The sequence below is a fragment of the Burkholderia sp. AU31652 genome (assembly GCF_002223155.1).
Taxonomy (GTDB): domain Bacteria; phylum Pseudomonadota; class Gammaproteobacteria; order Burkholderiales; family Burkholderiaceae; genus Burkholderia.
Genome location: NZ_NKFG01000005.1, coordinates 2037372 through 2050284 on the forward strand (window position 1 = coordinate 2037372; position 12913 = coordinate 2050284).

Annotated in this window: 10 protein-coding genes; 6 read left to right on the forward strand and 4 right to left on the reverse strand. The window is 67.7% G+C overall.

All coding sequences use genetic code 11. The annotated features are described in order from the left end of the window. The first annotated feature begins 273 nt into the window (after positions 1–273). The gene (locus CFB40_RS26675; RefSeq protein ID WP_089432874.1) at positions 274–2448 is read left to right on the forward strand and encodes a hypothetical protein; all 2175 of its coding nucleotides are present in this window, start codon (positions 274–276) and stop codon (positions 2446–2448) included. 112 nt (positions 2449–2560) lie between these two features. Here the strand turns inward: CFB40_RS26675 and CFB40_RS26680 are convergent, their stop codons facing one another. Both CFB40_RS26680 and CFB40_RS26685 read right to left on the reverse strand, forming a co-directional pair. Further along, complete coding sequence (locus CFB40_RS26680; RefSeq protein ID WP_174972364.1) at positions 2561–3301, reverse strand: sulfite exporter TauE/SafE family protein; 741 nt, start codon at positions 3299–3301, stop codon at positions 2561–2563. Between the two features lie 346 nt (positions 3302–3647). Then, positions 3648–4664 (reverse strand): aldo/keto reductase, encoded by a 1017-nt coding sequence (locus CFB40_RS26685; protein ID WP_089432875.1) that lies wholly within the window; start codon positions 4662–4664, stop codon positions 3648–3650. Positions 4665–4805: 141 nt separating this feature from the next. Between CFB40_RS26685 and CFB40_RS26690 the strand changes: the two genes are divergently transcribed. Next, positions 4806–5717 carry a LysR family transcriptional regulator gene (locus CFB40_RS26690; protein ID WP_089427218.1) on the forward strand — a complete coding sequence of 304 codons (912 nt, stop codon included), beginning with the start codon at positions 4806–4808 and terminating at the stop codon, positions 5715–5717. 45 nt (positions 5718–5762) lie between these two features. Here the strand turns inward: CFB40_RS26690 and CFB40_RS26695 are convergent, their stop codons facing one another. Continuing rightward, a complete protein-coding gene (locus CFB40_RS26695; RefSeq protein WP_089427217.1) occupies positions 5763–6917 on the reverse strand; it encodes a porin in 1155 nt (384 codons plus the stop codon). A gap of 382 nt (positions 6918–7299) precedes the next feature. On the opposite strand from CFB40_RS26695, the gene CFB40_RS26700 reads away from it, so the two are divergent. Next, positions 7300–8397, forward strand: a complete 1098-nt coding sequence (locus tag CFB40_RS26700) for an OpgC domain-containing protein (RefSeq protein ID WP_089429073.1) — start codon at positions 7300–7302, stop codon at positions 8395–8397. Between the two features lie 61 nt (positions 8398–8458). Then, positions 8459–9391: an alpha/beta hydrolase gene (locus CFB40_RS26705; RefSeq protein ID WP_089432876.1), complete on the forward strand. Its 933-nt coding sequence runs from the start codon at positions 8459–8461 to the stop codon at positions 9389–9391. Between the two features lie 140 nt (positions 9392–9531). On the opposite strand, the gene CFB40_RS26710 is transcribed toward CFB40_RS26705, so the two are convergent. Next, complete coding sequence (locus CFB40_RS26710) at positions 9532–10746, reverse strand: FAD-dependent monooxygenase (protein ID WP_089432877.1); 1215 nt, start codon at positions 10744–10746, stop codon at positions 9532–9534. A gap of 166 nt (positions 10747–10912) precedes the next feature. Here CFB40_RS26710 and CFB40_RS26715 point away from each other — a divergent pair, with 166 nt between their 5' ends. Both CFB40_RS26715 and CFB40_RS26720 read left to right on the forward strand, forming a co-directional pair. Beyond that, complete coding sequence (locus CFB40_RS26715; protein WP_089427214.1) at positions 10913–11857, forward strand: LysR family transcriptional regulator; 945 nt, start codon at positions 10913–10915, stop codon at positions 11855–11857. 140 nt (positions 11858–11997) lie between these two features. Beyond that, positions 11998–12756, forward strand: coding sequence for an SDR family oxidoreductase (locus tag CFB40_RS26720; RefSeq protein ID WP_089432878.1), 759 nt, complete (start codon positions 11998–12000; stop codon positions 12754–12756). The last annotated feature ends 157 nt before the right edge of the window (positions 12757–12913 follow it).

The window sequence follows — 12913 nt, forward strand, 5'->3', positions numbered from 1 at the left end:
CCCTTCCCACCATCCGGGTTTTTCCCGCCCCGCCAGACGTGAAAGTTCATTGACATCACGCCGATGGCTGCCTAAATTTGGAAAACGTTTTCCAATATCTTCGCACGACGCCCGTCACGGCCCGTGCAGGGAGAACGCTTGCCCGCTCGACAAGTGATTCAGGCCGTCCGTCTTCAGGGATCAGGGTTGCAAGACGGCGGCCGGGTACGGGCATCGAGCGCGGCAACGGCCACACCCGCCCGTGCTTCATCACTATTCAAAACTGGAGACACAATGCATCCGCGCAGCAGATTCGCGCTCGGCGCCGCGCTCAGCGCCCTTTCCGTCCTGTTCGTCAGCGCCTGCGGCGGCAACGACGTGACCGACACGCCGCCACCGTCGTCATCTTCGCCGCCCCCGTCCACGACACCGACGCTCGCGTCGAACTCGCTGCAGGCGCTCGTCTACGGCGCGCCCGACACCAGCGTGCCGGCCGGCGCGAACATTCCGGTCACGATGATGGGCCAGATGCGCGCACTGTTCGACCTGATCCGGAAATCGCCCGACTTCACGCAGGTCGTGATGGATCTCGGCGACGGCACGCCGGTCCACGTGCTCGACACGAACACCGGCGACAAATTCCTGCCGGGCAAGCTCGCGCTCGGCCTGTCGTACATCCTGATCGACATGAAGTCGAAGAACGATCCGCAGTACGCCAGCTACCTCGCGACGTACCAGACGATCACGACCGCGATGATGGCGCAGTCGGGCAGCAACTACACGTATGCGAATACGTCCTGGGGCGAGTACTACTACCTCGTCGCGCTGAACAACCTGAAGGCGCACGGGATGCTCAACGAAGTCTTCAGCGACGCGATGCTCGCGACCCTGCAGCGGCGGCTTACCTTCTGCGACATGTTCGGCCCCGATGCGAGCGGCAAGACCGATACGTGCCCCGCGGCCGGCGCGCCGATCGACATCGCCTCGCTCAACACCGCGCAGAACTACTATGCGGTGTCCTACGGCATTGCCGGGCTGCGCCAGAAGCTCGGCTGGAGCAGCCCGTCGTTTGCATCGAAGACCGATCCGTCGGTCGCGACGATGGGCGCGCGCGACGCGCTGCTGTACACGCTCACGAACCATATCCGCAACGACTCGTCGGGCGGGTTCTCGGACGAAGCGTCGAACACGCACACGACCTACTACGACCAGGCGCGCTTCGACCGCTACAGCACGCTGCTGATCGGCGAAGTGACCGAGCGCACGTTCGAGATGGGCAACGAGGCGAACCTCACGCCCGAGTTGAAGGGCTATCTGCGCAAGTCGGTCGACCTGATCCTGCCGCAGCTGAATGCGAACGGCCAGGGCTTCAACTACGGCCGCTCGATCGGCCCGTACGGCGATTCGGCGTTCATGGAGGTGTTGACGGCCGCGGCCAACGCCGGCGTGCTGACCGACCAGGAGAAGCAGGTTGCATACAAGTTCATCTATCAGGCCGCGCAGCGTTTCGACACATACTGGTACGACCCGTCGCTGCCCACACCTTCGGTGAACATGTGGGTCAAGGGCCGCGGCACGGACGCGTATCGCGGCAAGCCGCGCGTGATGGGTGAGAACTTCAGCCTGCTGCACCAGTACCTGTACGTGAACGCGTGGTGGAACAAGCTCGGCTTCGGCGGCAAGGCGCCGATGGCCGACACGGACTACAACGCGTGGCTCGATGCGCTGCCGCACTACACGCTCACCTGGTACAACCAGCCGGGTGACGCCGCGCATCCGTACAGTGCGGCGCTCGTCACCGTGCGCGACGGCCGGCGCGTGATCAACCTGAACCTCAGCCAGGCGCCCGACTACAACTCCTACACGCCGTACTACCCGGTACCGTTCTCGGACAAGCTGATCTACGGCACGACCGATCTCGGCTACGCGCTGCTGGTGCCGCAGGTGTCGTACAACGGGAAGACCTACATTCCCGTCACGTACTACAAGAACCTGAACGTTCAGCAAGGCAACGGCCAGGTGATCGTGTCGTTCGATACCGCGAAGTTCCGGCTCGCGTCGAAGAATGCGGCGTACACGACGGATCTCGACCTGCAGGTGCATACGGTGCTGACGTTCGCGCATGGGTCGGTCGCCCGCAGCGACACGCTGAGCACGGGCTCGCTCACCGGCAACCTGTCGGTCGAGACGGACTTCACGTCGTTCGCGGATTTCGCGTCGACGCAGGCGAACGGCGACGGCGTGTCGGTGACCTACGCGAACAGCGCCGCGACCGGCTATGCGGCGTCCGGGTTCGACACCTGCGCGCTGTCGGCCTTCGACACGGCGAACGGCACGACGAATCCGCTGTCGACGACGCCGGTCGGCCAGCTGCATTCGAACTTCGCCTGCACGACGAAGCCGTTTGCCCTCGGCGCGGGCGCGACCCGCACGTTCGGTTGGACGCTGAAGTACGCCGACCCGGCCTGAGCGAGGTGACCCACGTCCGGTGAACGCGCCTGAAGCCCGCTGTTGTCGAAACCGGCTTCGGGCGCGTCACGGACATTGGACAGCGGGCATCGCGCTCGTCAGCGATGCCCGCTTACAGCCACCCCGAAGCCGCCATATAGGCGCCGAGCGCGATCAGCCCGACGAAGAAGCAGCGCTTGAACGCCTTCTCGCTCATCACACGCCGAGCATATTGCCCGCCGGCCATGCCCGCCAGCGCCGGCACGAGCGCGAGCGCCGACACGCCGAGATCGACCGTCTCCAGCGCGCCCGTCACGCGCAACTGCAGGCCGAGCACGATCGTCGATGCGGTGAACGACAGCCCGAGCGCCTGGATCAGGTCGTCTTTCGACAGCCGCAGCGCCTGCAGGTACGGCACGGCCGGCACGACGAACACGCCGGTCGCGGCCGTCACGACACCCGTGAGGTAGCCGACCCCGGCCGACAGCCATTTTTCATGGCGGCCCGGCGCGGGCAACCGCGCGGCGGCCAGCCCCCACAGCCCGTAGAGGATCAGCACCACGCCGAGCGCCGCATGCGTCCAGGTGCTGCCGGCCGCGAGCGCGGGCAGCCCGCCCGTCAGCGTGCCGATCGTCAGGCCGGCGAGCAGCGGCCAAAGCCGGCACAGCAGCGGCCCGAACGACGGGCCGAGCCACAGCTGCCACACGTTGGTGACGAACGACGGCACGAGCAGCAGGCTCGCGGCGGCCGACGGCGGCATCGCGAGCGTCAGCAGCCCCATCGCGATCGTCGGCAGCCCAAGCCCGATCATCCCTTTGACCGCGCCGGCCAGCAGGAAAACCACCGCGATGATCGTTAGCGTATGAACTTGCATGAAAGGCATTCCGTCCGGTTGAGTACGGCGCCGATGGTGAACCCCGATCGCGCCGCTCGCCATCTGGTTTTGCCTGAGGCTGGCTAGGGCTTGCCGGATGGGGCGGCGGCGCGATTGTGCCGATGGGCCGGCGCGCCGCAGCGTCGGCGAAACATGCGCCGCCGGCATCAAGTCAGGCCAGGCCAAGCCAGCCATGCACTGCGATCGGGGTTGCCGGCCCGGCCTCAGCCTCAGCCTCAGCCTCAGCCTCAGCCCCAGCCCCAGCCCTAGCCCCAGCCCCAGCCCCAGCCCTCAGATTCGAGCCGAATACGGAGCCTGTACCGAAACCAATGCCGATCCAGCCAGATCACTCCCCGCGAGATGCCCCCCGCCCCTGCTCGCTGTCGAGGTGCGCCATCTGTGCGGCCGGATAACGCTCACCGGCAGCCGCCCCGGCGGGAACCGCCGCTTCGATGCGTGCGATGTCATTGACCGTTAGTTGCATATCAACCGCCTGCAACGCATCTTGAAGTTGTGTGCGCTTGCGCGCGCCGATCAGCGGCACGATATCGTCGCCGCGCGACAGCGCCCACGCGATCGCGACCTGCGCCGGATTGCTGCCCTTCTCGTCGGCGATGGCGCGCAGCGCATCGACGAGCGCGAGGTTGTGCGCGAGGTTCTCGCCCTGGAAGCGCGGGCTCGCCGCGCGGAAATCGCGCTCGCCTTCCCGCGCCGTGCTCCAGCGCCCGCCCAGCAGCCCGCGCGACAGCACGCCGTAGGCCGTGACACCGATCCCGAGTTCTCGGCACGCGGGCAGGATCCCGGCCTCGATGCCACGCGACAGCAGCGAATACTCGATCTGCAGGTCGGAGATCGGCGCGACGGCCGCCGCGCGGCGGATCGTGTCGACGCCGGCTTCCGACAGGCCGATATGGCGCACGTACCCGGCCTTCACGAGATCGGCGATCGCACCGATCGTCTCCTCGATCGGCACGGCCGGATCGACCCGCGCCGGCCGATAGATGTCGATGTAGTCGGTGCCGAGCCGTTTCAGCGAGTACGCGACGAAGTTGCGGATCGCCACCGGCCGCGCGTCGTAGCCGGCAAACCCGCCGGCCGGATCGCGCAGCGCACCGAATTTCACGCTGATCAGCACCTGGTCGCGGGCCCGGCCGCGCAGCGCGTCGCGGATCAGCATCTCGTTGTCGCCCATCCCGTAGAAATCGCCGGTGTCGAGCATCGTGATGCCGTGGTCGAGCGCCGCGTGCAGCGTCGCGATGCTTTCGTCGCGGTCGGCGGGCCCGTAGAAGTCCGACATCCCCATGCAGCCGAGCGCAATTGCCGACACCCGCGGGCCGGTACGGCCCAGTTCACGCGTTTCCATATCCGTTTCCTCGAGTGATGAATGAACAGGCCGGATTCTGGGCGCATCGCGGCGCGCGATAAACGCGAAACACTCAACCAAACCATTCGACGCTGATTAACAATGGAGCCTGCTCCCCCTCCACCCACGCACCCGCCCCGCATGGATCATCTGCAAGCAATGCGCATCTTCGCGCGCGTCGCCCATCTCGGCAGCTTCACGAAAGCGGCCGAGCAGTTGCAACTGCCGCGCCCGACGGTCAGCAACGCCGTCCAGTATCTGGAAAAGCACCTGAAGGTCCGCCTGCTGCAGCGCACGACGCGGCGCGTCGCGCTGACGGCCGAAGGCGCGACCTATTACGAGCGCTGCATGCGGCTGCTGGCCGATCTGGACGATGCGGAGACGCTGTTCGAGGACGCCGGCACGACGCCGCGCGGCGCGATCCGCGTCGACCTGCCCGAACGCTTCGCGCTGAACCAGGTGATTCCGGCGCTGCCGGGTTTCCACGCGCGCTACCCCGACCTGCGCGTCGTGATCGGCACGACCGACCGCTTCGTCGACCTCGTCGCCGACGGCATCGACTGCGCGGTGCGGGTCGGCGCGATGTCCGATACGTCGCTCGTCGCACGGCGCATCGGCGAACTGGCGCAGATCAATTGCGCGGCGCCCGCGTATCTCGAGCGGCACGGCACGCCGCGCTCGCCGGACGAGCTGCCGGACCACGTCGCGGTCGGCTATTTCTCGAGCCGCACGGGCCGCGAGCTGGACTGGGAATATGCGGATATGGATTCGGGCCGGCTGCACGCGGTCAAGATGCGCAGCGTCGTGTCGGTCAACAGCTCGCAGGCGTATCTCGCGTGCTGTCTGGCGGGCCTCGGGCTGATCCAGGCGCCGCGCGAAGGGCTCGGGCCGCTGCTCGCCGACGGCTCGCTGGTCGAGGTGCTGCCGGAATGGAATGCCGAGCCGCTGCCCGTGTCGGTGGTGTTTCCGACCGGCCGGCATCTCGCGCCGCGCGTGCGGATCTTCGTCGACTGGCTCGCGGAAACGCTCGGCGCCACGCCCCGGGCGGATTGACGGCAGGCGCCGGCGCACGCGCCCCGGCGCCGCCCGGTCAGAACTTTAGAACTTGTGGCGGATCGCCGCGCGCACCGCGAACTGGTTCGACGACGCCGACGGGCCGTCCGTCCCGACCACGTAGCCGCCGTCGGCCGCCGTGCCGGTCTTGTCGCCGCCCACCTTCTGCCACGCGCCCTGCAGGTACACGTCGGTGCGCTTCGACAGGCTGTAGTCGGCCATCAGGCCGACCGTGTGGTATTTCGGCTTGAACGTCCCGGCCGCGGCATCGTACTTGCCGTCCGTGTACACGTACTGCGCGCCGAGATAGAAATCGGGCGTGAGCTGGTACTTGCCGTTGATCTCGAAGTTCTGGAACTTCGTCGCGGTCAGCCCGAGGCCGGCGAACGTCGACGCCGGCAGGTAGACGGTCGACACCGGATTCTTCACGTCCGTCTTCGTGTAGACGAAGCCGACCGTGGCCGGGCCGAACGTGTAATTGACGCCGCCGCCGAAGATCCGCAGGCGGTCGGCAACGAAGTTCGCATCGTCGGCCGAGATCGCGCCCGCGCTGCCGATGCCCGGGTTGTTCGCCTGCAGGTACGCAGCCGCGACCTGCAGCCCGGCCAGCGAATACTGCGCGCCGAGGCTGTACTGACGGTTGTTCGAGAAGCCGGTGCTGTTGCTGAAGCTGTACGTGCCGCCGAACGTCAGGCCGTTCCAGTCGGCGCTCGCATACTTGACCGTGTTGTTGACGCGGAACGAGTTGTCCGTGTTGTCGTTGTCGAACGGGTGCGAGAACAGCGTGCCGCCCCAGTTGCCGTTGGCGGTGAGCGGCGCGAGATAGTCGACGACGGAATCGTACTGACGGCCGAGGGTCAGCGTGCCGAAGCGCGGCGCGCTCAGCCCGACGAACGCCTGGCGGCCGAACATGCGGCCGCCCTGGCCGAGCCGGCCGTTGTTCACGTCAAAACCGTTTTCCAGCGTGAAGATCGCCTTCAGCCCGCCGCCGAGATCCTCGCTGCCCTTCAGGCCCCAGCGGCTGCCCTGCGCATAGCCGCTCGCCAGCTGGTAATTCGTTTTTCCGACCCCATTGACGTTCACGTTGTTCGTGTAATTGAAGCCTTCGTCGATCACACCGTACAGCGTCACGCTGTTCTGGGCGAAGACCGGCGCGGCGAAAGCGGCTAGCGCGGCGGCAAAAATGACGTGCTTCTTCATGACGGATCTCCGGAGCCGGGGGCCGGGCAGGGTCGAGCGCCCGGCGAATGTTTGGTCTGTTTTAGGTGTGGCCCGCAGGGCGGACGACGCGGTGTGCGGCCGCGTGAGGTCAAAATGGTGTCACGTCGCAAACCGTCCGTCCATCGGGGTAGCTGAACCCTGCGCAAACCGTTGCGCTCGTCCAACTGCCCCGTTGCGCAGACTGCCTGACCCGGCTTATCGGCAGCGGCACGACGGCCGACCATCCGCGTAAACCCGATGTGCGCCGCATCGGTGGCACAATGCGCATCCGTTCGTCATTTCTTCACGAAGTCATGCTTCCCCCCGATTCATGCGCGGCGCGTGCCGGCCGCGCCCGCAGCCCGCGCCGGGAGGCGGTCCGATGACCGCACCGGCCCGGGCCGGCCGCTACGCCGAGCTCGATTTCTTCCGCGGCCTCGTGCTGCTCGTCATCGTCGTCGACCATATCGGCGGCAGCATCCTGTCGCGCGTGACGCTGCACGCCTACGCGCTGTGCGACGCGGCCGAGGTCTTCGTGTTCCTCGGCGGCTTCGCCACCGCGATCGCGTACAACTCGCTCGCCGAACGGCACGACGAGGCCGCCGCGCGCCAGCGCTTCATCCGGCGCGCGTTCGAGATCTACCGTGCGTTCCTCGTAACAGCCGGCCTGATGCTGCTGATCACGGCCGCGCTGAACGCGTTCGCGATCGACGGCCCGAACATGCCGACCAACGATCTCGACGGCCTGCTCCACAAGCCGCTCGCCGCGCTGCGCGACATCCTGCTGTTCCGCCGCCAGCCGTACCTCGCGTCGGTGCTGCCGATGTATGCGTTCTTCGCGCTGCTCGTCCCGCTCACGCTGCCGCTCGCGCGCACGCAGCCGTGGCTGCTGCTCGCGTTCAGCGGGTCGCTGTGGTACGCCGCGCCGCACGCCGCGCGCTTTTTGCCGACTGTCGAAGGCGCGCCGTGGGACTTCAATCCGTTCGCATGGCAGTTCCTGTTCGTGCTCGGCGTGATCGCGCGCTGCCAGCCCGTCTACCAGACGCTCGCGCCGAAGCCGCAGGGCTGGCTGCTGACGGCCGCGGCGCTCGCGATCGTCGCGGCCGGCGCGTACTACCGGCTGCGCATCGAGCCGTTCCCGACCGATCCGTCGATCAAGCAGAACCTCGGCGCGCTGCGGCTCGCGAACTTCCTCGCGATCGCATGGCTCGCGGCCAAGCTGGTCCACCTCGGCTGGATGAAGAAGGTTGCGCACGCGATGCCGTGGATCGGCACGATCGGCCGGCAGGGGCTGCTGTGCTTCGTCGCGGGCACCGCCATCTCGCTCGCGGTCGATTCGGTGCTCTACCAGGCGACCGAAGGCTATCTCGACGTGAAGCTCGGCCTGATTGCCGACGTCGTCGCAATGGGCCTGCTGTATCTCGTCGCCAAACTCTACGGGCCGCTCGTCGCGCGGCTGCCGTTCCGTTCGCGGCGATGACGCGCCGCGCCGTCATGCGCCGCTGCTACGATAGCCGGCGCCTCTCCTGAAACGATTCGACATGCGCCGACTCGCCCTTGCGTTCGCCCCCGCCCTGATCGCCGGCTCCATCGCCACCGCCCGCGCCACGCCGCCCGCGCCGGCGGCAGCGCCCGCGCCGCCGCCGGCCGTCCAGACCGCGACGACCCCGTCGGCCACCCAGGAGCCCGCGCTCAATCCGGGCAGCAGCGTCGTGCTGCGCACGTTCCGGTCGGCGTCGCTGAAGCGCGACTGGTCGTACACGGTCTACCTGCCGCCCGGCTACAACCCGGAAGGCGCGCGCTACCCGGTGATGTACCTGCTGCACGGCAACGCCGGCAACGCGAACGACTGGGTCACGCAGGGCCGGCTGCAGGCCACCGCCGACACGCTGATCGAGCGCCGCGAGATCCCGCCGGTCGTGATCGTGATGCCGCAGGGCGGCACCGACTGGTACGTCGACCGCAAGGAGAAGATGCAGAGCGCGTTCCTCAACGACCTGCTGCCCGAGGTCGAAGCGCACTTCGCGGTGTCGAACCAGCGCGCGGGCCGCGCGATCGGCGGCGTGTCGATGGGCGGCTTCGGCGCGCTGCGCTTCTCGCTGCTCGAACCCGGGCTGTTCTGCGGTGCAATGCTGCTGAGCCCCGCGATCTATGCGAACGAGCCGCCGCTCAATTCCGCCGCGCGCTACGTCGGCGTGTTCGGCGACCGGCAGTTCGACCCGCGCGTGTGGCACGAGCTCAACTACCCGGCGCTGATGCGCGGCTATTTCGCGCGCAGCTGGCGAATCCCGATGTTCATCGCGGTCGGCGACGACGACCTGACCATCCAGGCCGAATCGAGCGTGCTGTACACGCAGCTGCGCCGCGCGCAGAACCCGGCCGAGCTGCGCATCGTCGACGGCGGGCACACGTGGGATGTATGGCGCGGGCTGCTCGGGCAGGGGTTGAAGTACGCGCTCGAATGCGTGAAGTGACGGCGGGCGGGCGCTGCCCCGCCCGTTTTCGTCAGGCCGGCGGGTGACCGGCGCGCCTTGGTCTCTCGACCAGTCTCATAGCCCGCGCCCGCCATCCCGGCGCGCCGGTCGCGCCTGATGGCCGGCTCAGGATGGCAGACTCAAAGCCAAGTGCCGCCCTGCCGCTCGCTCGGCTCCCTCGCCAGCGCATCGAAATCGTGAATCCAGTCCAGGTGATGCAGCACGCGGTCGCGCTCGGCCAGACGCGCATTGCGCGCCTGCGCGGCCGGCCCGTCGGGCAGGTGCAACACATCGGCCACAGAGATCGACGCGTACTGCACCTTGCGCGTGCGACCGCGACGCAGCCGCTCATACGCTTCCTGTGCTTCGCGCCAGTTGCCTGGCCCGGCCTTGGCCAGTTGCTTGGCCAGCACCACCGCATCCTCGATCGACTGGTTCGCGCCCTGCCCGTGATGCGGCACCAGCGCATGCGCGGCGTCGCCGATCAGCGTCACGCGCCCGCGGCTCCAGCGGCCGAGCGGCGGCCGGTGGAACAACCCCCAGCGCTGGCTGATCGGCACGGCGGTGATCATCTGCACCACCGCCGGATGCCAGTCCCTGAACACACGCAGTTGCTCGCCCTCTTCCGACGGCATCACCCAGTCGCGCGACGGCCACGGTGACGGATGGCGCTCGACCAGCAGGAAATTCTGGTCGCCGTCGTCGCCGATCGGATAGTGCAGCAGGTGCCCGTGCGGCCCGATCCAGTACTGCAGCGTCTCGGGATCGGGCAACAGGCTCAGCCGCGCGGCCGGCACCACGCCGCGAAACCCCGAACACCCCGAATACAGCGCATCGTCGTAGCCGAGCATCCAGCGCCGCGTGATCGAGCGCGCGCCATCCGCACCGATCACGAGATCGGCGTCGACGCGCACACCGTTGTCGAACGACAGCGTGACGCGATCGGGATGCTGCGCGAGATCGGTCAGCCGATGGCCGAGATGGATGGCGTCGAGGCCGACCGCCTTCGACAGCAGCGCCTGAAGATCCGCACGATGCACGCCCCAGTACGCGCCGCCGAACTGCCGGCGATAGTCGGGGTCGCCGCGATGATGGCCGATCACCGCGCCGCTGCGGCCGTCGCGATAGACGAGCCCCGGGATGTCTGCGCACACCGCATCGAAGGCCGCCCGCAATCCCATCCGTTCGTAGAAGCGCGTCGCATTGGCCGACAGCGCGACGGCCGCGCCGACTTCGCGCAACACCTCCGTCTGTTCGTAGAGCTGCGCGTCGATGCCGTGCTCGCGCAGCGCAAGTGCGAGCGTCAGGCCGCCGATCCCGGCGCCGACGATCGCAATCTTCAGGTTCGTCTGCATGATGAAGGTGTCTCCGATGTTCCGATGGGGGGTCTGCGGCGTGCGCAGCGGTCATGTCGATTGCATGGGCCGTATCGGTATTCTCGGGAGCAGACTTTCATTCCGCAATAAAATGACCGGAATCTGCTTCATCACTGAATGCAATGATTCCGGCGAGGCCCAACCCATGGAACTGAGCGATATCGACCTCAACCTGCTGCTGCTTTTCCAGCGGCTGATGCAGGAACGGCGCGTGTCGAGCGTCGCCGAGCAGATGAACATGAGCCAGCCGGGCGTGAGCAACGCACTCGCGAAGCTGCGCCGCCGGCTCGGCGATCCGCTGTTCGTGCGCGGGCCCGGCGGCGTGGTGCCGACGCCGTTCGCGCTACGCCTCGCGGAACCCGTATCGCACGCGCTCGCGACGCTGCACGCCGCGCTCAACCCCGAGACCGGTTTCGATCCGCAGCGCGCCACGCGCACGCTGACGATCGGCATGACCGACATCGGCGAAGTCGTGTTCCTGCCCGCGCTGCTCGAACACCTGTCGCAAGCGGCGCCGGGCATCGCGCTCAATACCGTGCGCGACACGAGCGTCAACCTCGGCGACGAAATGGCCGACGGCCGCGTCGATCTCGCGATCGGCCTGCTGCCGCAGCTCAAGGGCGGCTTCTATCAGCGCCGGCTGTTCGATCAGCGTTATGTGTGCCTCTTTCGGCGCGGCCATCCGCTCGAGGATGCGCCGCTGACGATCGACGCATGGCGCAATGCCGAGCACCTGGTCGTGGTGTCGGCCGGCACCGGTCACGGGCAGGTGGACGAATGGCTGAAGCGCCGCCGCGTGGCGCGCCAGGTGCGGCTCACGGTGCCGCACTTCATGAGCGTCGGCTACATCCTGCAGCGCACCGACCTGATCGCGACGGTGCCCGAACATCTCGCGCAGCAGCTTGCCGCACCGTTCTCGCTCGGCTGGCGCGCGTTGCCCGTCACGGTGCCGGGCGCGCCGATTCACATGCTCTGGCATACGCGGGTCAATCAGGACGAAGGGAACAAGTGGCTGCGCGACGTGGTCGTCGATCTGTTCGCGGAGTCAGGCACGCGGGCGCGGAAGGCCACTCCTGGCCGGAAGAAGTAGCCGAGGTCATCACGCCATCGCGCGTGCCTGACGATGTCGCTCGAACATGTGCGCCGCACATTTCGACTACATTGCCGAAGTGGCGACGATTCCGGTCGTCGGCCACCTCGCCCCTCTTTCAACCTGCAGGAAATCAAGCCATGTCTGTTTCGAAGAAATTCGCAGCCGTCACCGGCGCCGGCTCCGGCATCGGTCGCGCGGCGGCCATCGCGCTCGCCCAGGCCGGTTTCACCGTCGCGCTGCTCGGACGCACCGAGGCATCGTTGCGCGACACGCAGGACGCGATCCGCACCGCCGGCGGTGACGCGCCCGTGTTTCCTGCGGACGTCACCGACGAAGCCTCGGTCGACCACGCGTTCGCCCGGATCGCGCAGCAGTTCGGCCGGCTCGACGTGCTGTTCAACAACGCCGGCCGCAACGCGCCGCCGGTTTCCCTCGACGAATACGAATTCGACGTGTGGAACAGCGTCGTCGCGACCAACCTGACCGGTGTCTTCCTGTGCGCGCGGGCCGCGTGGCGCCTGATGAAAACGCAGACGCCGCAGGGCGGCCGGATCATCAACAACGGCTCGATCTCGGCCCATGCGCCGCGCCCCGACACGATCGCGTACACGGCCACCAAGCATGCGGTGACCGGGATCACCAAATCGCTGGCGCTCGACGGCCGCCGGTACAACATCGCGTGCGGCCAGATCGACATCGGCAACGCGGCGACGTCGCTCACGGACCGAATGACGCAAGGCGTCCCGCAGGCCGACGGCAGCCTCGCAGCCGAAGCGCGCATGGACGTCACGCATGTCGCGAACGCGATCGTCCAGATGGCGAACCTGCCGCTCGACACGAACATCCTGAACATGACGATCATGGCGACGGCCATGCCGTTCGTCGGACGGGGATAAGCGAAACGCACGCGACGCCCGATCCCGTCCGGCCCGCATCGCGAGACATCGCCCGCGCCATGATCGCGGACGCCGTCACGTGTTGCCGGGCGAACGCGAGTTGCACCAAGGCTCGAGCGCCACCGGCCGCACCGGTCGATTGAGCGCGCGCGAAGAT

Excerpts from the sequence above, each read along its gene's own strand:
- CFB40_RS26675 (WP_089432874.1), top strand. The coding sequence starts at position 274 with ATGCATCCGCGCAGCAGATTCGCGCTCGGCGCCGCGCTCAGCGCCCTT.
- CFB40_RS26680 (WP_174972364.1), bottom strand. The coding sequence starts at position 3,301 with ATGCAAGTTCATACGCTAACGATCATCGCGGTGGTTTTCCTGCTGGCC.
- CFB40_RS26685 (WP_089432875.1), bottom strand. The coding sequence starts at position 4,664 with ATGGAAACGCGTGAACTGGGCCGTACCGGCCCGCGGGTGTCGGCAATT.
- CFB40_RS26690 (WP_089427218.1), top strand. The coding sequence starts at position 4,806 with ATGGATCATCTGCAAGCAATGCGCATCTTCGCGCGCGTCGCCCATCTC.
- CFB40_RS26695 (WP_089427217.1), bottom strand. The coding sequence starts at position 6,917 with ATGAAGAAGCACGTCATTTTTGCCGCCGCGCTAGCCGCTTTCGCCGCG.
- CFB40_RS26700 (WP_089429073.1), top strand. The coding sequence starts at position 7,300 with ATGACCGCACCGGCCCGGGCCGGCCGCTACGCCGAGCTCGATTTCTTC.
- CFB40_RS26705 (WP_089432876.1), top strand. The coding sequence starts at position 8,459 with ATGCGCCGACTCGCCCTTGCGTTCGCCCCCGCCCTGATCGCCGGCTCC.
- CFB40_RS26710 (WP_089432877.1), bottom strand. The coding sequence starts at position 10,746 with ATGCAGACGAACCTGAAGATTGCGATCGTCGGCGCCGGGATCGGCGGC.
- CFB40_RS26715 (WP_089427214.1), top strand. The coding sequence starts at position 10,913 with ATGGAACTGAGCGATATCGACCTCAACCTGCTGCTGCTTTTCCAGCGG.
- CFB40_RS26720 (WP_089432878.1), top strand. The coding sequence starts at position 11,998 with ATGTCTGTTTCGAAGAAATTCGCAGCCGTCACCGGCGCCGGCTCCGGC.